This window comes from Virgibacillus necropolis, assembly GCF_002224365.1.
Classification (GTDB): domain Bacteria; phylum Bacillota; class Bacilli; order Bacillales; family Amphibacillaceae; genus Virgibacillus_F; species Virgibacillus_F necropolis.
Window position 1 is genome coordinate 4,157,488 of record NZ_CP022437.1, and the last position, 21,632, is coordinate 4,179,119.

Here is a 21,632-nt window from a genome sequence, read left to right on the forward strand (position 1 = left end):
CCTTCTATCCAGAATAACGGATTGCAATTAATGTTGTATCATCAACTTTTGATTGGCCTTTTCTATACTCATATGTTGCAATAATCTCATTAACTTTTCCATTTAAAAAATAGCGTTGTGCTAGCTCTGTATCGGAAACTCCATCTGAAAACATAATAAAGTTCATTACTCGATCGAGGTTGTCATTTTCTACCTTAAATTTACGATGTTGCCCAGCAAGATACCCTGCATTAGGGATATTTCGTTTCTTTTTTCCACCCTCTGGGATTGTTATAACGCCAATATTTCCTATAGAGGAAAATGAATAGCGTTTCCTACCAAAGTCGAGTTTCAGAATACCCAGCACGGCTCCGCGTTTTCCTGAAAGCTTTTGATTGCATTCTTTTATAATTTGTTCAATCGGTGCATGAATATTATTCTTAATGATTTCGACGACTATTTGCGATGATTCCCTCGCAAATTCGCCACTACCTAATCCATCTGCAAGCGCACAGACAAACTCATTTTCAGTTTCAGTGTAAAAGTAACTATCTCCACAATAATAGTTCCCTTTTTTCGCCTTTTGATAGACGGAAACTTCAACTTTACTTCCTTCTATACTCAATCAAAAACCTCCGTACTTTCGGACTGAATAGCTTCGCGAAGTTTAAGTAGTGCACGTCGTTGTAACCTTGAAACATGCATTTGAGAAATATCCAGCAGTTCACCTGTTTCCTTTTGACTTAAGTTATCAAAATACGTACAACGCAAAATTTCTTGTTCCCTTTCAGTAAGAACCGGTAAAATTTTCTCAAGCAACATTTTCTGATCTATATTATCATAGCCATTTTCGTCACTTCCCACTAAATCCAAAATCGCTACAGTGCTTCCATCTGAGTCCGCTTCCACTTTTCGATCAACAGACAATGCTTTATAGCTCTTGCCCATTTCCATGGTTTCTAAAATGTCTTCTTCAGATACCTCTAAGTACTCGGCAATTTCACGTACAGAGGGAGACCGTTGATCCATAATTGTTAATTCATCTACAGCTTTTCTTATTTTCGGTCCAAGTTCCTTTATTCGACGCGGAACATGGACACTCCATGTTTTATCACGGATAAATCGCTTAATTTCACCAATTATAGTTGGAATTGCAAAAGACTCAAATGATTTACCAAAACTCGCATCAAACCTTCGAATAGCAGCCAATAAACCAATCATTCCAACCTGCACAAGATCTTCATGTATGCCACTATTTTTTGAATACTTTCTAGCAATAGAAGACACAAGATCTTTATACGTTAAAACGACTTTTTCTTTGACTTCACTATCATCAGGATTTTCTTTTAGATGTTCGATCCATTGGTAAACCTCATCACTACCCTTATTGTGTGGACGAGATTTGGTTGCCATCGTGATCCACCCCTGTTTCCTGAAGGTACTTGGTCATTAGAACAATAACACCATGATTATTGTTTATTTCCACCTTGTCCATTAAGGCATTAATAAGAAAGAGTCCAAACCCCCCCTCGCGTAAGGTCTCTACAGATTCACTGTGCTTATAAGGACCAATCCCTCCCTTAATTTCGTTTAGATCAAAACTTCCTCCGTGATCCGCAACCATTATCTCTAGGCGGTCTTCATAAACACCAAACCCGATCGTCACCTCACCATCACCATCAGCATAGGCATGATTAACTGCATTTGTAATAGCCTCTGAAATGGATACCTTTAAATCCTCAATCTCTTCATAGGAAAATCCCATTCTATTCGCAATTCCTGATATACTTAAACGAACAACCCCAACGTATTCCGCTTTTGCAGGAACCTTCATTTCAATAAAGTCAAATCTTTCCATTATTACTGTCCACCTCTTATTCCATCACTAATTTCCATAATTTCATCCAAGCCAGTTATTTTAAATAAACGCAACACACGATCCTGTAAATTTATTAGTCTTAAATGACTGTCAAATTCTTTTGTTGATTTTAAAGCACTAATAAAAACACCGAGACCTGTACTATCCATGTAACCAACTTGATCTAGATCAACTTCAACGGTTTTTCCGTTTATTTTTGTTAATGGTAATAAGGCATCTTTTAATTTAGGTGCTGTATACGCATCAATCTCACCTGACAGGATAACGTTTGACTTATTATTTTCTTCTACGACATCAACCACTAAATTCATTTGCATATCCTCCTATAATTAAAGCCCAGCTCTACTAGTAACCTGGTGCTGACTCATACATTTCAATAAATTTTTATTACCCGATTAATTAGTAAGATAAACTTATTTCCGTAATATAATTAAAGTGAAATCATCACGGAGCTGGAAGTTTTGAAGTCGCTCAAAGTATTTGTACACAAGGTCAACCATTTTTTGTGCTGGTAAATGGACGTGTTGCCTGATGATATCTAGTACTTCTTCACTTTCAATAAAACGATCGCCTTGGCGACATTCTGTGACCCCATCAGTAAGTAAGATGACCATATCCCCATCTTCCATGGAACTTTCATATTGCTTATATTTTGTTTCTTTTGAAACCCCTAATACAAGACCTTTTGCTTCAATTTCTTTAAATGTATTTGTTTTAGCACTATAAAAGTACCCTGGCTCATGACCTGCAGTTGAATATAAAAGTTTCCCGTCCTTGGGATTATATTGTGCATAAAACATCGTAATAAACATACTTGGGTCAACGTTTCGCTCGACAACACGATTTAAATTTCCAAGAATAGTTTTTGGATTCATTGTTTGTTCGGGGAAACTGTCCATGGAATATTTAATCATCGACATGCAAAGAGCAGCAGGAATACCTTTTCCGATTACATCAGCAACTGCCACACCAAGTGAGCCGTCTTCCCCTTTAATAAAGTGGTAATAATCACCATTCAATTGGTGAGCAGGGACACTAATAGCTCCGATTTCTAAGCCCTCTATCTCAGGCTTCGACGTGGCTAACAATGTATCTTGCATCCCTGCAGCAACAGATATTTCAGATTTCAATTCAATTTGTTTCTCGCGTAGTGTTTGATACTCTTGATGTGCAAGACCATACGAAATCATAGATTCCATTAAAAAATCCATTGAACGCTGAAAGTCTACAAATAAATCGGGGTATATTTCCGCTAATGCCTGATTGTGCAAGCTTACAATTTCCTCTGGTAGTATATTATTTTTTATAAACGTTTTACTTATTTGTTCTGCACCGTATAAGGATTGTTCATCTTGTGTTTCAATATAATGCTTCAACAAATCTTTATAATTAGCAGCGTCTATTTTCATCGTATCCACACTGTTCCCACCTTTTTAAAAATACAAAAGGGTTAACCTAAACTAGAGTTTGTTCAAAAAAGTCACCAAATGATAAACGACTTTTTGAACACGCACTATAAGCCTAACCCTTTTGTAATCGCTACCGCTTCCATTTAATCGCTTTTATTTCTGTTCCTTTGCCTAATTCAGACTTGATATCGAATTCATCCATCAATCTTCTAACCCCTGGAAGTCCAGCGCCTAGCCCACCTGATGTGGTATACCCGTCTTCCATTACTTGGCTAATATCATTAATTCCTGGTCCAGCATCAATAGCTATCATGCGGATTCCTTTTTGATTAATCGTATCAATCACTTCAAAACAAATCTTTCCATCTCCAGCATACAAATAAATATTGCGAGCTAATTCGGATATCGCAGTAGCTATTCGGGCTTGATCAACTGTTCCAAAGCCCGTTTTTCTGGCAATGTCTCGACCCACTTGCCTAGCCCCAACGATATCCCACTCTTTTTTAATATTTACACAGGATTGAAGGTTCATTCGTTATACCCCCAATTCCTGATGAAGTTTAATTAACCCTTGTTCAATATCCAAAGCTGTAGGTACATCCTTTAAATGAATTCCAAGATCAATTAGTGTTACCGCTACAGCAGGTTGAATACCAGTTAAAACTACTCTTGCCCCCATTAAGTCTGACATCGTAACCACATCACCTAATACTTTCGCAATAAACGAATCAATAATTTCAACAGAAGTTAAATCAATAACAACACCAGTGGCACCACTTTTATGAATTTTATTTAATAAATCTTCTTGAAACTGAATAGCTGTATTATCATCAAGCTCTGTTTGAATCGAGATTAATAAATAGTTGTGTAACTTCAGAATCGGTATACGCATGTCATCACTCCCCAGTTAATGAATTTAAAATGGTTTCAATTTCCTCGTCTTTTGTTTCTATATCTTCTATTTTACGATTTGTCATTTCTAATGCTTTTTGAAAACCTTTTTTCAAGGAGCTTTTTGTTGGGAATTTTCCAAGATCAATCCCAAGATTTACAATAGTTTGGGCAATTTCCGGTCTAATCCCCACTAGAATGCATGTGGATCCGATTAAACGAACCGCTTCTGCTGCCTGAATGATGTGATGCGCGACCATGGTATCCACAACAGGTACACCTGTAATATCAATCAAAACAACATCTGAGTTATGCTTAATCGCCCCTTCAAGTAGATTCTCCATGATTAATTTCGCTCGCTCCGTGTCAATTGTACCTATTAAAGGCATAACTGTAATCCCATCCATTACAGGGATTAGCGGTGCGGATAATTCTTGTAAGGCAACTCGTTGTAAGGATACAATATGTTCCCAGCTACCAGAATACTCATTCACAAGTTGGCGGATGATTGGTTCCACCCATCTATCAACACTCTTTAATACGTTTGAAATATAATCGGAATCGACTTGTTCAGATTGACCTAGGATAAATTCAACTGTTACGCGCCTAAACACCTGGAGACCATCTGTGATATAACTTAACGGCCATCCTAAGTTTATTAGTTTTTCAGAGAAATCCTCTAATGTTTTCGTTGAGCCTTCTCCTTTAATACTAGTAAAAATAACATTTACAAATTCCCTATTTGTACTTTCAAATAACTCATCAGACACTGTCGCAGTATAGTTTTGTTCTTTTAGAGAGTCAATTTCATCTAGCCACATATGAACAATTGTGTCACTGTTAGTCAATGCAATTTCTTTAAACTTTTTATCCACTGATATGCCTCCTGTTATGCTCTTTGTATTTTCATTTATGTATAGCTAAGTACCTATTTTTTACATAATTCGTCAAAAATCGTCTATTTAATCGTATTGACTTATTATAACATAAACGGTATTAAAGTATTAAACATAAAAAAACCCTGCTAAAATAGTTTAACAAGGGTTGTCACTTTGAGATCTTACATGTCTTTAAGTCCAAGACTTATTTCCAATGCTTGATCTATTTTTTTCATCATTTCATTGTCTAACTTTGTAATCTTATCTGTTAGTCTTTGTTTATCGAGTGTCCGAATTTGTTCTAGCAATATCACAGAATTACGATCAAACCCATACCGCTTCGCATTAATCTCAACATGTGTTGGTAGCTTTGCTTTTTGAATTTGAGCAGTAATTGCTGCAACAATTACTGTAGGACTAAACCTATTTCCGATATCATTTTGTAAGATCAATACTGGACGTATACCTCCCTGTTCTGATCCTACCACAGGGGATAAGTCAGCGAAATATACTTCACCACGTTGAACGATCAAATTATTACACCCCGATCACAGAACGCTCAAGGGTGTTTTCAGCCTCCTCTTCAGCTTGAAAAGCCTCCGAGGCAATTGTTAGATTAATTCGAGCCATTTCCTCATACCCTTTTTGCATGGATTCTCGAAATTGTTGAATATGGTCATATTTCTTTTGCTCTAAATAATTCTTTGTTGCCTGACAGATAAAATCGCTAAGATCTCTATTATCATACTTCATTAGTCCATCCACCTCATTTAATAGGTTTTTTGGTAATCGTACTAAAATCTCCTGTAAGCTCTCTGACAAAACCATACACCTCCGCCAACTGTTGAACGATCAATATCAAATTTAATTCAATAATATCACTGTACGGTTATCATTGCAAAGGATTTCAGAGATTTTTGTCTAAAAAATGTATGAATCCTGTTTAGATATTTATTACTCGTGGTATATATACTTATTTACGAATTATAAAATTATGACAGGTTTAACTTGTTTTTCTTATATACCCTTGGAATACGTTCACTTATCATACATGGGATTTCATAATTAATAGTATCTATATAATTTGCTATTTCATCCATTTCTATTTCATCTTTTCCACTTTTCCCAATTAGTGTTACCTTGGTTCCTACAGGATATTCCTTATCCAAACAAATCATCGTTTGATCCATGCATATCCGACCTACTATTGGCATTCGTTTTCCGTCAACCAATACGTCCATACCCTGTAATTTTCGTATCCATCCATCAGCGTAACCAATCGGCAAAGTTCCAATCCATTCTGAACCATTCGTTACATAAGTTGCTCCGTAACTAATGGATTCGTTCTTTGGAAGATTTTTTACATGAATTAACCGACTGTACAGTGAAAAAGATGGTTTTAAATCAATTGACTTCTCGTTTCGTACATCTTCTGAAGGATATAGCCCGTACATAGCAATACCAAAGCGGATGTAATCGTACATCTCTGAAGAAAAACGAATCGAAGCAGCACTATTCCCAATGTGAATATCAATTGGTGCATCCCACAGCTTTTCAAACACTTCTAACAACTGCTGAAAGCGTTTCTGTTGTTCATGAAAGTAAGCTGAATTTGTATCATCCGCTGTAGCGAAATGGGTATATATGCCTGTTAACTGGACTTTTTCGGTTGATTTAAGAGCCGAAACAAGGGATTGTAATTCTTCATCTTTTCGAATACCAATCCGTCCCATTCCAGTATCCCACTTCATATGAAGCTTCAATTTTTTTGAAAACATATGTGATTGTAGCTCTTGTAGCCATTCTTTTTGAAAAAATGTAAGTGTGATATCGTGTTCAGCCGCGATTTTTGCATAATCCGGCGCAACCCACCCTAATACCAAAATCGGTGCATTAATTCCTGAATGACGTAGTTCCAATGCCTCTTCTAAGAGAGCTACAGCAAGAGCGCTTGCACCTGCCTCTAGGGCAGCCCTAGCTACTTTAACAGCTCCATGGCCATATCCGTTTGCTTTCACAACAGCAAATATATTACTACTCGAGGATAGCTTTTGTTTCATTTGTTTTATGTTATAAGCAACGGCATCTAGGTCAATTTCCGCCCATGTTGGACGGTAAAATATGTCTGACACAACAACCTATCTCCTTCCGTTTCTTCTAATTCACCCATTCTATTATTCCGTTATCGCTTTTACCTGTCAATTAATTAAGAAAATAAGAATTGCCAAAATGAGTAATCAAGTGCAATAATAATAGCTATACCCAGTAGACGAAATTATAGAAAAGAAAGAGCGGGTGATTGCAGCCTTACCTATCATTGGAAAAATAGACCAAAGTCGTGCAGAAATGATTACGGGGGTTGTCTTAAAGGAAAGCCAAAGACTGAAATTAGAGCATCTAGTGATTGACCTGTCAGGGGTACATGCTATTGAATCAGAGGGTGTCCACGCATTGTTATATACGGTAAATACGTTGAAATTGCTTGGTGTAGACACAGTCTTTACAGGAATACATCCCGAATTAGCGTTAAAGGCCTCTTCATTCGGGGACTTAAATAATGCAACATACTGTGCAAATCTTGAGCAAGCTCTAACTTCCTTAGGATTTAAATTTTCCAGGTAAAACAACTTAGCGCCATTAAACCTGATTGGCTAGTGGGAAAAATAAAAAGCAGACCCCCTTTCTTTTGTGAGTCTGCTTGAGATTTTATTTAATTTCTTTACCTTGTACAGATTTAGCTACTTCGATTAATTCTTCTCTCGTCAAATCATCACTCGCTAAATAAAAACTCATTCCATTATTTTGCCATTCAATGGAGTTCGTTGACAATGCACCAACAGCGAATCCTAAGTTCACGATCTCGCCTTCAACCGCCTGTGGTGAAGCCATTGTCGGTAAAACTTCCGCTGTCTCTTCAATTAACGTAAAGTTTTTCTCACCTTCAAATGTCATAATGACACGTTTACCATTTTCTAGCTCGATTGTTTTCTGTTCAGTTAACTCAGCACCAGCAGTATTTAATGGGAACGCAAGTGTAAATGTATCGGAATTTGCGTCAGCAGATACAGGCACATCTGAAGTAGTACTGCTTTTCATGTTTTTATCCATCGAAAAGTCATCTTCTTTAAAACTAGGATCTGTTTTAAAATCTGTAAATTTAACTTCTACCACTGCTTTTTTATCTTTATCCATTACCTTCACAAGTACAGGTGCATAGGTCTTTTTATCAAAATAAATTTCTTGAAATGGAAGGTTATTATTACTTTGATAGTTTGTCTTTGTTTTGAACACATAATGTGAATCGGTTGAGCTAAATTCGGAATCACTATCTTTTTTAATATCATTTATTAGTGATTTATACAAATAAGGTTGGCTTCCATTTTCTGGCCATTCCGACTGAAATTTGAAACTTTTATTCAACGAAGGCGTTAACACAAATACACCCTCTTTATTCTTTAAAATTACTTGACTTCCTTTTTCGTCTTGATCATTTGTTAATTTAACACGGTATAAATCCTTTTTCTTGTGCCAAATGTCAATGTTAAACATCTGACTTTCCTGACCAGTATCCATTTTCATTTCAGCTGTTGCTTTGTAACCATCCATATCTTCAAGCTTTTCATCTAACTTCTGTACAACATCCTCTTGTGACTTTTCCCCACAAGCGGAAAGTAATAAAACCAATCCTATGGCAAGTGCTAACCAAATACTGATACTTTTTTTCATGGACATATCTCCCCTTGTCTCGATTCCAAGGAAAAAGAAATGTAGTCACCACTTAACATCTTGTACGAAAAACAAATGGAAAACCATTGATTACATCTATGGCTAACAAATCGGAATATGAATGACCATTGAAAAGATGATTCCTGAAAACATCGCCATTTCCGCTCAGCATTTGTCACAATATCGTTGGCTAGCAATATGTCCCTTCCTCACGTCCAAGGCAATTCAACTACCAATGCATCATTCTTACCACGTGATGATCCCTGATTAGCATCTTAAAGGAAGTACTAGAAACGCTGCTTTTTAAACTGGCAGGGACTAACTACTCGACTGATTACTTCTTCAGGCGTACAAATTGTTAGTAATCTGGCTCCCGCTCTCAGAATAGCCTTTGCAGTCATTACAATTCTAAACTACCTACCCTATAGCTAACCCTTTACCTTGCTTGCCATTATGCTTTAGAATGTGTTTCGTTCTGGTAGATTTTCTTTAAAAACTTTTCTTCCATGTATCCTTTTCTGACACACCGAAGAAACGAGCGATGGAATGCCAATCGAAATCGTTTCCCATGGCGTTATTTGCACAGGATGCACCTACTGTATAGATAAGTTACAAAAAGATCCCTTTGATACCATGCATTCCTTTTTTCATCTGTTCATTTAGCAACATTCTGGCAATTACATACTTAATCCCCCCATTGTTTCCTGATCCAACTAAAATACAAACTTTGTCATGTTCAGAAAGGATCGATTTCATTTTTCTCGCTACTAGCTACCAGCATTCTCCATCAATAGTTTTCCGTCATACCCAATTATTCTTATGGGCATAACTGTCTACATCGTACATCTTTTTTTGCGGTGACTATAAACATTACCATTTCCTCTACCCGCACTAAAATATATGAGACAAACTCTCCGAATATGCAAAATCCCCTATTCTTCTATAATTACTTGTGCAACAGCATACTCTTTGCTGTGCGTAATCGAAATAAAGGTTGTATAACCTTCAAAACCTTGTACATGGAGAATTGGTGCTCCCGATTTAGCGGATGTCACTTCTATGTCTTGAAAACCCAACTTTCCGATGCCCGTCCCTGTTGCTTTCGCAAAAGCTTCCTTAGCTGCAAACCTACCTGCGATAAATTCCACTTGACGTGACACACTGGTTAAATTTTCATAGGTTGCCTGTTCACGGTTGGTTAAAATTCGTTTTACTAATCGATTGCTTTTCTCTATACTCTTTTTTATTCGCTTTAATTCAATAATATCGATTCCAATTCCTTTTATCATTTTGTGAAATCCTTTCCAAAGCTTGTAAATTTTAATTATAATTTGTTAGTTTCCTATCTTTTTTATGGTCATACTATGTATGAAACGTTATTATACTAATAATACCCGAAAAGTTACGTATTTCAAAAATTCATCCGACGGGGGCTTCCAATGTTTATACGATCAGAAAAAAGTTTAAAAGAATTTATTCACTTTTACCCTATTGTTTCAACAATCGTAATTATTCACATTGTATTATTATTACTAGTTAATATTTTATCATTACCCATTGGAAATATAATCTACCAATGGGGTGTGGGTAATAACTTTTACATCCAGCAAGGAGAGTATTGGCGGTTACTCACATCCATTTTCCTTCACGCTGGCCTTAGCCATGCACTCTTTAATTCACTTGCATTGGTATTATTTGGACCAGCACTAGAACAAATGTTAGGAAAACCTAAATTCATTATTACGTATTTATTAGCTGGATTAGCAGGTAACTTAGGAACATACATAATTGAACCAGCTTCGTATTTCACCACCTATGTTGGTGCGTCTGGCTCAATCTATGGTTTATTTGGCCTTTATCTTTTCATGGTGCTCTTTCGCAAACACTTAATCGATAGTCAAAATGCCCGAATCGTGGTAACAATTCTCGTGATTGGTTTAATCATGACCTTTATACGACCAGGTATTAACATTTCCGCACATCTATTTGGGTTTCTTGGAGGACTTGCACTCGGGCCATTAGTGCTAGCAAACACGCAACCATTTTCCGTATGGCGAAATCAAAGGAGAAATAATAGTGGTTCTGTACAATTTGATCCCAACCGATGGCAGAAAAAACGGGCCAACAAAAATGTATTAAAAATAGTACTTTGGACTGCCTTCGTATTTCTTGTAGTTCTCGGCATCTTCGGAAGGTTTCTATAAAAGTTTTGAACATCCTCTATAAAGTTTATTAAAAGATAAGGATTCATTTCCTTATCTTTTTTAAATGATACATGTAACAATTCCCGTTTTAAAAAACTGTGATGGGGGAACTATATATATAATTCAAGAGAAAATCCTTTATTATCACATAGTATTCGTAAATTAGAAGGAGATTACTAAGAGAAAAAAGATAATCGACCTTTTAATCAAAATAAGTGGTATTGCGCTGATAGGGATTTTTACGATTCTATTATTATGGGTAATGATGTAGATAAAAGGGTTTTCAACAAATGCTTACTTAAAAAGGAGACAAATACGCTTATGTTGTTATATATATTAGCCATTCTTCTCCCGCCAGTCGCTGTATTAATGACGGGAAGGCCAATTCAAGTATTGATAAATGTACTGTTAACGATTATTGGATGGATACCAGGAGTGATTCATGCTATGTTTGTTGTCCATGGATCAAAAAAGTCGTGATACATTGTTTAGCAAAAAAGCCGTTCTGGAATGTGATTCTAAAGAACGGCTTTTTATTGTTGCAACTATTACTGTTTCAGGTTCTAATCGCGATAAGAATACCAAGAAGTTAATTCCATAATATCCTCTACTGCCAGATCCTTTATTTTATAATGTTTCCCAGTGCCAAACTTTGAAACAATAGATGTTTTGATTGTTGCAAGAGAAGCATTTTTTTGTATCATATGTTGTTTCTTTTCAAAGGATTGAATACGTTTATGAAATAGAATGATCGTTTTCCGATTTATTACACGGTACCGTAAAGTAAGTTGCTCATGATCAATTCGGAAGCCTGCATCCTTATAACGTAATAGACCCATGTACAAACAAATAAGCAGTAATATAGTTGGCACCCAAATAAACTGCGGGATAAAAAACAGCATGGCAATGAGTGCTATAAGCAGTAGTATGGTAGATCGTATTATATAAAATGTTTTTGCATTCTCTGGTAATCCAATAAGATCATTTCTATTAGACACATAGTCAGGTAGAAATTTATTTAGAAAACCATCAACTTCTGACTTTTTCATTATAGGGAAAAGTATTGTCGAAAAATCCTCGCCTTTTTCAATCGTTCCACCGGCTACTTCTGCATACACTGTTACATATCCTAACGGTTGGCGTAGTATACTCTCATCAATACCTACAGCCTGAATTCGACGTATTGGTATAGTAGTTTGTTTTTTCTCCAATAGGCCACGAGTAATAAAAAGTTCTTCATTATTTTTTGTAATAGTAAACTTTCCGAACTTTATCATTGTCCCAGCGATACCGAGTAACCAGAGAATTAACAGTAAGGCCAAAATAAGAACCGCAATAATTATAATGCTAAAACTAATAATGGTTTGAAATGTATTCTCATAATATGAATCCGGAATAAATTGTTCAAGTTCTGAAAATAAAAACGTCATAATCACAAAAAGGATTCCAATACTACCTGATGTTGTTCCCGCTAAAAATAAACGCTTAGTGGTTATTTTTTGTTTAGGTAAGTTGTAATTGGTTCCTTCGTTACGTTCATCATTTTCTATCGGCTTTTGAACTGTTTTTAATTCTTCTCTTAGCGCCTCACCCATTTCTAACTTTACTGCTTTTAATGATGCTTCCGTTCCAACTCCGCTTCCAGCAGTTTCAATATTCACCTTAACTAGCTTAAAAATACGGTGTCCGATATTTTGTGTTAGGTCAATAGATTGTATACGATTTTTCGAAATGTAGCGCTTCTTTCGAATCAATATCCCATATTCGATTCGAAGCTCTCCCTCCTCGAGACGATATGTATAACGATACCAAGACAAAGCACTAAACACTACCACAGCTAGAATTAATACACTTGTACCAATTAGAAAATAGATAAGTCCTGCATCTTTAAAAGCAAGGAAACCAATAACTCCAATTGAAAAAACCAATTCTTTAATCGTTTTGAGCAAAGTAAAAAATATCGCTGCAGGGTGGAGTCTTTGTTTTTTAGACATCATCTTCATTCACCCTTGCAAGTGCAGAAATTCGATCACGAAGACTAGCTGCATCCTCCTCTAACAGTGCAGGAATTTCATGAGTTGTTGCCGCAGTAGAAATGGTTACACTAGCCAACTGATATTTTTTCAATATCGGTCCTTGTTTTGTATCAACATGCTGCACCCTAATCATTGGCACGAGCGTTCGAGACACAATTATAATTCCGTGTTGGATGTAAATCTCTTGTTCAAAAACTTCATAACGCCAGCGCTTCCACCTTACCTTTGGCAATAGATAAACAAAAAGGTAATGCAAAAGACCACTTATTAAACTTCCAATTACCGTATACCACAATGGAAAGTTAAAAATAATCGATATTACAAGTCCTGCAACAATGATTATCCACAAGATAGAAATATATATAATTGCGGATATTTTCCAAGCCTTGATTGCATCATCAGCTATTGTATTAATTGGTGGTTGCCGCATTGTGATTCCCCCCCTATTATAATTTCTATTTGTATATACGATTTATCGATCAAAAAAGTGTCATTCTTTAGTGGTTGGCCAGTAGAATGCTGAATTTGGACAGTATTTTACTCATAACGGACAGTATTTCACACAAGTTCGACAGTGAACAAACTCTGAACAGTCGTCTCCGCTTTTCTTGTCTAGCTGCGACTCCTAGCGACTGGCAAATAGGTAATCCTGATGAATGTACGGACAGTTCACCGTACTTTCACATGCTTACCTATTTGTACGTCGCTGAACAGTCGTCTCCGCTTTTCTTTACAAATTAAAAAGCTCCCTTTGCGCTAAGGAGCTTTGTTTTGGTGTCTATTATTTAGTCGCGAATTTAGTCTTAGTCGCGGTTTCTGCGTTTCTGAAAGTTTCCTTTACGATTACGCCCGCCTTGCTGATTGCGTCCACCTTGGTTATTACGTCCACCTTGACTACGCTGTCCATAGTTACGCTTATTTCGGCGATTATCATTGCCTCGATGTCCTTGTGCTTTTTTAACACTAATCGGTTGCACAGACGAAATCGAAACTGGTGTATCTCTTCGCTCTTTAGTCAACATTTTTAGCGCAGCTGCAATAACTGAAATAGAATCATGATCTTGAAGTAACTCATTTGCTGTTTCATGATAAGATTTTAAATCATTACTTTCAAGTGTTTTTAATAATTTATCCACAGTAACCTGTTGTTGTCCACGTTGTGCATCCTGGTTTGTAGGTGGCATTAGACGCTTCATTTTGCTCTTTGTAACTTTTTCAATTAAATGAAGGTGTGCCATTTCTCTTGGTGTGATGAATGATACAGCCTCACCAGTACGTCCCGCCCGTCCAGTACGTCCAATACGGTGTACATAGCTTTCTGGATCTTGCGGAATATCAAAGTTATACACATGTGATACACCTGAAATATCGAGACCACGTGCAGCTACATCTGTAGCAACTAAAATTTCAATACGTCCGCCTTTAAACTTATTTAACACTGACATACGTTTACCTTGTGTTAAATCACCATGAATTCCTTCAGCACGGAACCCTCTAGCCTGTAAGCCTTCAGCAATTTCATCAACGCGTTTCTTTGTACGGCTAAATATAATTGCTAAAGTTGGTGCATGTATATCAATATGGTTTGTTAACGTATCAAACTTTAATCGTTCTGGAACTTCAACGAAATATTGATCAATATTTTCTACCGTCATTTCTTTCGCTTTTACTTTCACCTCTTGTGGTGATTTCATTAAAGTATTCGCGATATTACGGATTTCCTTTGGCATTGTTGCTGAAAATAGCAATGTTTGGCGATCTTCCGGAATTCCTTTTAGGATGTCACGAATATCATCAATGAATCCCATGTTTAACATTTCGTCTGCTTCATCTAATACTGCAGTTTGAACGTTATCAATACGAATTGTCTTTCTACGCATGTGATCCAATAAACGCCCTGGTGTTGCTACAACAATATGTGGTCCTTCTTTCAAAGCTCGAATTTGTCGATCCATGTGCTGACCACCATATACAGGAAGCGTACGGATTCCTTTAAATTTACCTAAACGATTTATTTCTTCAGCTACTTGAATTGCAAGCTCTCTCGTTGGAGCTACCACAAGTCCTTGAATTTTTTTTGCTGTTTTATCAATTTTTTCGATCATCGGAATTCCAAAAGCTGCAGTTTTACCTGTACCTGTTTGAGCTTGTCCGATAACGTCTTTTCCTTGCATTGCAAGTGGAATTGTTTCTGCTTGAATTGGCGTTGCTTCTTCAAATCCCATTTTTTCTAAAGCTTTCATAATGGGGCTTGATATACTTAGTTCTTTAAATGTTGTCACCTTAATAGTCTACTCCTTTTTTCTTCAAAAATTTATTCGCACAAAAAAGGCATCCCCCATTCGTGGAAAGAGGCCTCACTTTATTCACTCATGCACTAAATAATAGTTCTTACATCATAACACATAATACACACAGTTATCCACTTTATATCAAAAAGTACGTTAAGAGGTTGTTCAAAAGGTCATCAAATGATAAAGGCCGCTGAAAAAGTGGTGGATTTTAAAAATTTAACTTTTCACCTTAACTTAGCATCTCGAATATACGGAGACTCCTGCGGGAAGCAAGAGATCGGCGTGACCCCGCAGGACGGCAGTCCGAGGAGGCTCGGCACTCGCCCGCGGAAAGCGGAGTATATTCGAAGATGCGATGGTAGATCCACATATTTTGTATTATATTTAACTTTTTCAGCGGCCTCATGATAAACGGCGGATTTTTAAACACGTACTTTAATGACTTTTTTACCTCTAGCATGATAAACTGTATTAATTAGATTAGATGAGCATAAATGTAAAGGAAGGGTTCTTATGCGTATGCCTCCGTTCAACCCATACTTCGCAGTTGTCATCGGCGTTTTCTCTGTTTCAACATCTGCAATATTAGTCAAGTTAGCCGGTGGTGCACCTGCATCAATTATAGCGAATTATCGATTACTATTCGCCGTTCTTATTATGTCACCCATTATTCTTTTATATTATCGACATGAATTTAAACAGATACAAAAAAAGGATTGGATTCTTGCCATGTTTGCTGGAATTTTCCTGGCATTCCATTTCATACTTTGGTTTGAATCTTTAAATTATACATCAGTGGCAAGTTCTGTTGTACTTGTTACGCTACAACCGATCTTTGCTTTTCTCGGCACGTATTTTTTCTTTAATGAACGATTTACACCAGGAGCAGTAATAAGTATGGTCATTGCCCTTTTTGGAAGCTTGATTATTAGTTGGGGAGATTTTCAAATAAGTGGTTTAGCTCTGTTAGGTGATATCTTAGCATTACTTGGTGCAATGATGGTTACAGCGTATTTTTTAATCGGACAAAACATAAGAAGACGACTGTCCCTTATGACATATACATTTGTTGTATACGGAATCAGCTCAATAACATTAATTGTTTATAATTTAATTCTCGGTTATTCATTTGTTGGTTACCCAGTTAGCTATTGGTGGATTTTCCTAACACTTGCTATTGTACCAACATTTTTAGGCCATACCATGTTTAATTGGGCTCTCAAATGGCTGAGCACGTCAACCATTTCGATGGCAACTGTGCTCGAACCAATTGGCGCAACACTTTTAGCCTACTTTATACTAGGTGAAACCGTTACTTGGGCGCAATGGCTTGGAGGAACAGTCGTGTTATTTGGGTTATTTCTTTTTATTATGAGTACCACTAAAAAAAGAAAAGTCACGATTTCCCAAACAAAGAAGGATATGACCTAGTCCTATAACTGGTATAATAAAAGTAAACTAACAAAGAAGGTGATGGCATGCGTATCCAGCTAATGACAGATAGCGGTGCGGATCTTCCAACACGATTAACGGAAACATTAAATATTATCGTTGTACCATTGTATTTACATTTTAAAGATAAGCAATATATCAGTGGTGTAACATTAAACCTAAAAGAATTTTATCAAAAAATTGAGGAATACGATGAGCTACCTCGTTCATCTGCTCCTAGCCCAAACGATTTTTATGAGGCTTATAAAAAAGTGGACCCTAGTACACCAATTGTTAACATTAGTCTTACAAAGGGATTAAGTTCAACGTATGACAATGCGCTGTTGGCAAAAGAAATGCTGCTTGAAGAAGAACCAAATCGAAAAATAGCTGTTATTAATACACGAACAGCATCTTGTGGGATGGCTCTTTTTATCCATGAAGCAAACAGTAAAATAATGGAAGGCTATACGTTTGAAGAGTTAGAGAATCATTTAAATGACCGTGTTAAGGATACAACAACATTAATTGCACTGAAAACACTTGAAAATGTAATCCGTGGTGGAAGACTTGATAAAGTGCGCGGAACTATTGCAAAGACATTAAACATCAAGCTTTTAATGCGTGCAAGTGAAGAAGGGACAATCGAGGTTGCGGAAAAGGTTCGTGGCGACAAAAAGTCAATTAGACGATTAATCGAGCAAATCGGCGAATACACGAAGAACGTTGAAGAAAAAATCATTGTCATGTCACATTCCAATGCAGAAAACCGCGCTAAGGCCGTTCTTGATGAAATAATGGAAAAGTACCCATTCAAAGATTCTTATCTAACGGATATGGGTCCTCTAATTTCGACTTATGCTGGTCAAGGCGGAATAGTGATTTCTTTCTATAAATAGAAAAGTAAAGTACATGTCAAAGGAGGAGTCCACTGATATAATCATCAATCATACTCCTCCTTTTATGGATGTGCAACCTCTTTAGATAAAAAGTTATAAACCATTTTATTTAATGTATCCTTATCCTCACCGAGGCAAATTAGATGCCTGGATCGTTCAAAAAATACTACTTCCTTCTCTTCCGAATTGATTTCTTTATCCAAAAAATATGCTGTTTTATAAGGAACCATCCCATCCTTTTGCCCTTGTGCAATTAACACGCTTGAGTCTATTTTCTTTAAATAAGGCTTAGTAAATTTAACAAGCTTCAAAAATTCTAGATTTGACTTAAATGGAACTCCCCCAAGTTTTTTCCTATAATGGATATATAACTTGTTCTTTTTTATGTTTCCTTTTAAACCATCTACACATACCTGATGGATATCAAAGAAAATTTGTTTGAATGAAAGATATTTTCTTGCTGAAGCTAACAGGACAAGTTTATCTACTTTATATTTTGCAGCTAAATAGGATGCGATCATGCCTCCCATTGAAAAGCCAATCAAATACACTTCATCATATTTAGCTAATAACTGCTTTAAGGAATCTTCGGCAGCCGAAATCCATTTTTTATGTGATACATTTTTAAGTGTAAGCTTCCTTCCATGCCCAGGAAGTGTCGGTACTTCTATGTGCCAGTTTGTTTCCTCTTTCAAAAAATTTGATAACGGCTCGATTTCATATGGTCCTCCCGTATATCCATGGAGGAGTAAGCATGCGATCATAGACACCCTCCTTTCGTCCGTCTACTTATTAATTTCCTTTTTCACTCTACCTATTACAGACAGTTAGGTTTTTCTATTCCCAACAATGGCTGGTTTTTCTATTTGGATTTTCTCATTAAAAAAAGCCGATGATTAGTACACTCTTACACCATCCGCTTTTCTCTCACTATCATTTAAAACTTTTCATAATAGAGCCAACTTGTTTTACCATTGGCGTTATTTGCTGGAAGGTGTTCGCTACTTGACCAACCGTTGATAACATTTTATCAAAGTCAACTTCACCTTTTTTATTTTGAAAATAGTTCAACACGTTGCTTGGTGGCGGTTGATTAAATGTAGCGTACTGATTCTGATTAGGTTGTGAGAAAGTATGCCAATTTGTTGGCTGTTTTGGCTTTGCATAGACTTGATAGGGTGTAGGATTATATGGTGGAATAGTTGGCTGTTGCCATTGCTGTTTATGGTATTGTGGTCGTTTCGGGTTAGCGTTAAAAGGTTCCTGATAATAATTTGGTCTGTTAAACATATGACACACACCTCTTTTACATCTGTTTCTATTTAGAATATGCAAAATTAGAGGGGATTGTGTCATGATGCAGGATGAAAATTAGCTATCATATTCTTCATAATAATTTCGGAAATAATCCTGACTATCAATCATACTTAGTTCATACTTCAACTTACTTTCCTGAAATCCTAATACTGAATAATCATCTACAAATGTTGCAGGTGTACCAAATATTCCTTTATCTTGAAGATCCTTTAAATAGCTACCATTGTTTGATATATTTTTCTCTATATAATCTACTCCCCACGTATTCATTCTCTCTACTACCTTTTTACACGCTGAGCAATTATCACTAGTATAAATAACCACCTTTTGCCTAGTCATTGTTGTCGCCTCCTAGAATAACATTGTATAAATTTATACCCTTTTCTCTTCTTCTTAAACGTATTTGTTAAGGGTATATTACAAAATGTTTACATCTTGATTATAATTTATACTTTTAGAGGTTGTTCAAAAACTCGCGCTTTTATTAAAGAACATTATTCCAATTACAACGATGAAACCAAGCGATACAATTGGATATAACCCACTGATGGCAACGAGTATTAAAAACAAATAGCCAAGACCCATGTTTGTCTTATAACCTGATTGTCTTGCTAACAATGCAATCGTATTATCTATTTTTATCTGATAAACAAACATGAACGTACTAAAATAGAAAATTAACTGTACTGGCGCCCATATGGAAGCATGAAGAACGAGATAACTAATAATACGAATAAGAAGCGGTATACTACCAATTATTACCCATTTGAAAAATGACTGCTTATAACTTTTTAAATTCCATGGCAACACATGAAGAATATCCGATTGAAAACGATCACTAAAAAGAATAGCGGCTACAGATGCATAGACATAGATCGCAACTGCAATGGCTATATGAATGGCCGATTCGGAAATAAATACTACTGCAACAAGCATGATCAATAATACTACAACAGTCTGAAGTATTAGATCAAGGTTCTTGCCCAAATATATCCTCCAAATTCGATGATGGATCGCTTTAGGTGTGTATGTAAAAGGTTTCTTTTGAGCAAATGAATTTCTAAAAGCACTATATTTCCTCTGCCGTTTAAATTTAGTTTCCGATGCCTTGCTAATTAGTGGCATATTCCATATTTTAAAATCACTTACTTCCATTACTTTGCCCCAATGAACTCCATGGAAGATGGAACCAAACAATCTCATGTTAATGGTCAAGATAAATCCTATTATGGCCAAACTAACGATTAAATGACTAGAGAAAAATGCACCGATATTTAATACGATAATACCAGAAATCCAGTGCAGCTTTGTCCCAACTCTAACCTGAAATAATTTCCATTGAGGTACTGTCATGATAGTATCCATTACCGTAAATAATAAAATATATGCGACAACTACTGAACTTGAAATCGGTGTTATAACCGTGACAAGAGTCCCGACAACTATATAAAAAAGAATCAGTTTAATCCATTTCTCTGCAATGCATAACAGCCAAATTTTCTTTCTTGTAAAAGGTAAAATACTTAATTGGTCCTCGGAACTTGAAAATGTGACTCCAGGATTCCGGAATGATCGCATCACATATCGTATTGGTAAAATCGCTACCACTACCCAGTAACGGATAATTGCCTGTTCTTCAGCTAGCATAAAATTTTGGTGATTGGCTTGTATAACGTCTCCCATAATGAAAAGACTAGCAATGACGTAACCACCAAGAAGTACTAGGTAAATTGCAATTACTGGATCCACCATTACTTGGATAGCCATCTTGTATACGCTACTTTTTTTACGGAATCGGTTTTTTTTGATAAACAGGAACGCACGGATCAAAGAAGCATTTCTACTCATTCCTTCGATCTCCTTTGAATGGTATGAAAATCACCAATTGGTCCTTTGTTTAGCATTTCTCCTCGCTGAAGCATGATATATCCATCCGCAAAATGTTTCACACGATCTAGTTGGTGTGTGGTCAATAAAATACTTGTACCGTTGCTAGCTTTTTCTTTCATTACCTCTTCAAAAAAATCAACTGCATAGACATCTAATCCCATGTAAGGTTCATCTATTAACATAACTGGCGTATCAGGTAGCAACGCACAAATTGTTTGCACCTTTTGCCTCATGCCTTTCGATAAGGACTCAGGATATTCATTCAACTTATCGTTTAGTTCAAAGTTCCGAACATAATGATCTACTCGCTTCGATAGGTCTTCTTCAGCAATTCCATAACTCATTCCATAAAGCTGAAAGTTCTGCATGACGGTTAATTCGGTTAGTAACAACGGCTCTTCTGGAAGATAAGATATAAGTTGTTTAAAATCTAAAAATTGGTTGTCAAAATCATACGTTTTATTAATGGTTATTTTGCCGGAAGATTTGTCCACAATTCCTAAAATTGCTTTCATTAGTGTCGACTTCCCCGCTCCGTTATGCCCAACTAAAGCCGTGATTTGACCAGGTTCTAATTCGAATGAAATAGCATCAAGTAACCTATTTTTACCAATTTCCACACTTACCATATTAACTTCTAATGTTTTCATGCTATCACCTACTCTGTAGAATACTATAATTACGAAAATTGATAACAAAAGTTTCAATTAAATCAATATATTAGAAAACTTGGCATTCACTAAGCCTTTGGGCGAATGACTTAGTTGCACTTATGCAGATAAGAAAGTTTTATACTTTC

The 21,632-nt window shown here is 36.3% G+C and carries 27 protein-coding genes; 5 read left to right on the forward strand and 22 right to left on the reverse strand.

Annotated features, from left to right (window positions below; all coding sequences use genetic code 11):
- Positions 1-4 precede the first annotated feature (4 nt).
- From CFK40_RS19775 to alr, 11 genes are all read right to left on the reverse strand, one after another.
- Positions 5-604 carry a protein phosphatase 2C domain-containing protein gene (locus CFK40_RS19775; RefSeq protein ID WP_405196561.1) on the reverse strand — a complete coding sequence of 200 codons (600 nt, stop codon included), beginning with the start codon at positions 602-604 and terminating at the stop codon, positions 5-7.
- A complete protein-coding gene (sigB, locus tag CFK40_RS19780; protein ID WP_089534073.1) occupies positions 601-1,392 on the reverse strand; it encodes an RNA polymerase sigma factor SigB in 792 nt (263 codons plus the stop codon). The genes CFK40_RS19775 and sigB overlap by 4 nt, the downstream gene beginning before the upstream one ends.
- Positions 1,364-1,837 carry an anti-sigma B factor RsbW gene (rsbW, locus tag CFK40_RS19785; protein WP_089534074.1) on the reverse strand — a complete coding sequence of 158 codons (474 nt, stop codon included), beginning with the start codon at positions 1,835-1,837 and terminating at the stop codon, positions 1,364-1,366. The genes sigB and rsbW overlap by 29 nt, the downstream gene beginning before the upstream one ends.
- Positions 1,838-1,839: 2 nt before the next feature.
- Positions 1,840-2,169 (reverse strand): STAS domain-containing protein, encoded by a 330-nt coding sequence (locus tag CFK40_RS19790; RefSeq protein WP_089534075.1) that lies wholly within the window; start codon positions 2,167-2,169, stop codon positions 1,840-1,842.
- 102 nt (positions 2,170-2,271) lie between these two features.
- On the reverse strand, positions 2,272-3,267 hold the full coding sequence (locus CFK40_RS19795) for a PP2C family protein-serine/threonine phosphatase (protein ID WP_089534463.1): 996 nt from the start codon (positions 3,265-3,267) through the stop codon (positions 2,272-2,274).
- Between the two features lie 130 nt (positions 3,268-3,397).
- A complete protein-coding gene (locus CFK40_RS19800) occupies positions 3,398-3,799 on the reverse strand; it encodes an anti-sigma regulatory factor (RefSeq protein WP_089534076.1) in 402 nt (133 codons plus the stop codon).
- 3 nt (positions 3,800-3,802) lie between these two features.
- Positions 3,803-4,159, reverse strand: coding sequence for an STAS domain-containing protein (locus CFK40_RS19805; RefSeq protein WP_089534077.1), 357 nt, complete (start codon positions 4,157-4,159; stop codon positions 3,803-3,805).
- A gap of 4 nt (positions 4,160-4,163) precedes the next feature.
- Entirely contained in the window at positions 4,164-5,033 is an 870-nt protein-coding gene (locus CFK40_RS19810; RefSeq protein WP_089534078.1) for an RsbT co-antagonist protein RsbRA, read from the reverse strand.
- A 185-nt stretch (positions 5,034-5,218) separates the two neighbouring features.
- Positions 5,219-5,569 (reverse strand): type II toxin-antitoxin system PemK/MazF family toxin, encoded by a 351-nt coding sequence (locus CFK40_RS19815; RefSeq protein ID WP_089534079.1) that lies wholly within the window; start codon positions 5,567-5,569, stop codon positions 5,219-5,221.
- Positions 5,570-5,573: 4 nt separating this feature from the next.
- Positions 5,574-5,858, reverse strand: a complete 285-nt coding sequence (locus CFK40_RS19820) for a CopG family ribbon-helix-helix protein (protein ID WP_089534080.1) — start codon at positions 5,856-5,858, stop codon at positions 5,574-5,576.
- Positions 5,859-6,028: 170 nt separating this feature from the next.
- Positions 6,029-7,168 carry an alanine racemase gene (gene alr / locus CFK40_RS19825; protein WP_089534081.1) on the reverse strand — a complete coding sequence of 380 codons (1,140 nt, stop codon included), beginning with the start codon at positions 7,166-7,168 and terminating at the stop codon, positions 6,029-6,031.
- A 163-nt stretch (positions 7,169-7,331) separates the two neighbouring features.
- Here alr and CFK40_RS19830 point away from each other — a divergent pair, with 163 nt between their 5' ends.
- The gene (locus CFK40_RS19830) at positions 7,332-7,658 is read left to right on the forward strand and encodes an STAS domain-containing protein (RefSeq protein WP_161493910.1); all 327 of its coding nucleotides are present in this window, start codon (positions 7,332-7,334) and stop codon (positions 7,656-7,658) included.
- Positions 7,659-7,742: 84 nt separating this feature from the next.
- Here the strand turns inward: CFK40_RS19830 and CFK40_RS19835 are convergent, their stop codons facing one another.
- The 3 genes from CFK40_RS19835 to acpS form a co-directional block, all read right to left on the reverse strand.
- Positions 7,743-8,762, reverse strand: a complete 1,020-nt coding sequence (locus CFK40_RS19835; protein ID WP_089534083.1) for a LolA family protein — start codon at positions 8,760-8,762, stop codon at positions 7,743-7,745.
- Positions 8,763-9,371: 609 nt separating this feature from the next.
- A complete protein-coding gene (locus CFK40_RS19840) occupies positions 9,372-9,518 on the reverse strand; it encodes an NAD(P)H-hydrate epimerase (protein ID WP_089534084.1) in 147 nt (48 codons plus the stop codon).
- 176 nt (positions 9,519-9,694) lie between these two features.
- The gene (gene acpS / locus CFK40_RS19845; protein ID WP_089534085.1) at positions 9,695-10,051 is read right to left on the reverse strand and encodes a holo-ACP synthase; all 357 of its coding nucleotides are present in this window, start codon (positions 10,049-10,051) and stop codon (positions 9,695-9,697) included.
- A 150-nt stretch (positions 10,052-10,201) separates the two neighbouring features.
- Here acpS and CFK40_RS19850 point away from each other — a divergent pair, with 150 nt between their 5' ends.
- On the forward strand, positions 10,202-10,966 hold the full coding sequence (locus CFK40_RS19850; RefSeq protein WP_089534086.1) for a rhomboid family intramembrane serine protease: 765 nt from the start codon (positions 10,202-10,204) through the stop codon (positions 10,964-10,966).
- A 324-nt stretch (positions 10,967-11,290) separates the two neighbouring features.
- Complete coding sequence (locus tag CFK40_RS19855) at positions 11,291-11,446, forward strand: YqaE/Pmp3 family membrane protein (RefSeq protein WP_089534464.1); 156 nt, start codon at positions 11,291-11,293, stop codon at positions 11,444-11,446.
- Positions 11,447-11,529: 83 nt separating this feature from the next.
- On the opposite strand, the gene CFK40_RS19860 is transcribed toward CFK40_RS19855, so the two are convergent.
- The 3 genes from CFK40_RS19860 to CFK40_RS19870 all read right to left on the reverse strand — a co-directional run bounded on the left by CFK40_RS19860 (position 11,530) and on the right by CFK40_RS19870 (position 15,284).
- The gene (locus CFK40_RS19860) at positions 11,530-12,963 is read right to left on the reverse strand and encodes a PH domain-containing protein (protein WP_227001831.1); all 1,434 of its coding nucleotides are present in this window, start codon (positions 12,961-12,963) and stop codon (positions 11,530-11,532) included.
- Entirely contained in the window at positions 12,953-13,432 is a 480-nt protein-coding gene (locus CFK40_RS19865) for a PH domain-containing protein (protein WP_089534087.1), read from the reverse strand. The genes CFK40_RS19860 and CFK40_RS19865 overlap by 11 nt, the downstream gene beginning before the upstream one ends.
- Before the next feature lie 373 nt (positions 13,433-13,805).
- A complete protein-coding gene (locus CFK40_RS19870) occupies positions 13,806-15,284 on the reverse strand; it encodes a degradosome RNA helicase CshA (protein WP_089534088.1) in 1,479 nt (492 codons plus the stop codon).
- Between the two features lie 525 nt (positions 15,285-15,809).
- On the opposite strand from CFK40_RS19870, the gene CFK40_RS19875 reads away from it, so the two are divergent.
- Complete coding sequence (locus CFK40_RS19875) at positions 15,810-16,727, forward strand: DMT family transporter (protein ID WP_089534089.1); 918 nt, start codon at positions 15,810-15,812, stop codon at positions 16,725-16,727.
- 47 nt (positions 16,728-16,774) lie between these two features.
- Entirely contained in the window at positions 16,775-17,626 is an 852-nt protein-coding gene (locus CFK40_RS19880; protein WP_089534090.1) for a DegV family protein, read from the forward strand.
- Between the two features lie 62 nt (positions 17,627-17,688).
- On the opposite strand, the gene CFK40_RS19885 is transcribed toward CFK40_RS19880, so the two are convergent.
- The 5 genes from CFK40_RS19885 to CFK40_RS19905 all read right to left on the reverse strand — a co-directional run bounded on the left by CFK40_RS19885 (position 17,689) and on the right by CFK40_RS19905 (position 21,483).
- Positions 17,689-18,390, reverse strand: a complete 702-nt coding sequence (locus CFK40_RS19885; RefSeq protein ID WP_089534091.1) for an alpha/beta hydrolase — start codon at positions 18,388-18,390, stop codon at positions 17,689-17,691.
- A 169-nt stretch (positions 18,391-18,559) separates the two neighbouring features.
- Positions 18,560-18,916, reverse strand: coding sequence for a YppG family protein (locus tag CFK40_RS19890; protein WP_161493911.1), 357 nt, complete (start codon positions 18,914-18,916; stop codon positions 18,560-18,562).
- A gap of 81 nt (positions 18,917-18,997) precedes the next feature.
- The gene (locus tag CFK40_RS19895; RefSeq protein WP_089534093.1) at positions 18,998-19,282 is read right to left on the reverse strand and encodes a glutaredoxin family protein; all 285 of its coding nucleotides are present in this window, start codon (positions 19,280-19,282) and stop codon (positions 18,998-19,000) included.
- 126 nt (positions 19,283-19,408) lie between these two features.
- Positions 19,409-20,791, reverse strand: coding sequence for a hypothetical protein (locus CFK40_RS19900; protein WP_089534094.1), 1,383 nt, complete (start codon positions 20,789-20,791; stop codon positions 19,409-19,411).
- Positions 20,788-21,483 carry an ABC transporter ATP-binding protein gene (locus CFK40_RS19905; RefSeq protein WP_089534095.1) on the reverse strand — a complete coding sequence of 232 codons (696 nt, stop codon included), beginning with the start codon at positions 21,481-21,483 and terminating at the stop codon, positions 20,788-20,790. The genes CFK40_RS19900 and CFK40_RS19905 overlap by 4 nt, the downstream gene beginning before the upstream one ends.
- Between the last annotated feature and the right edge of the window lie 149 nt (positions 21,484-21,632).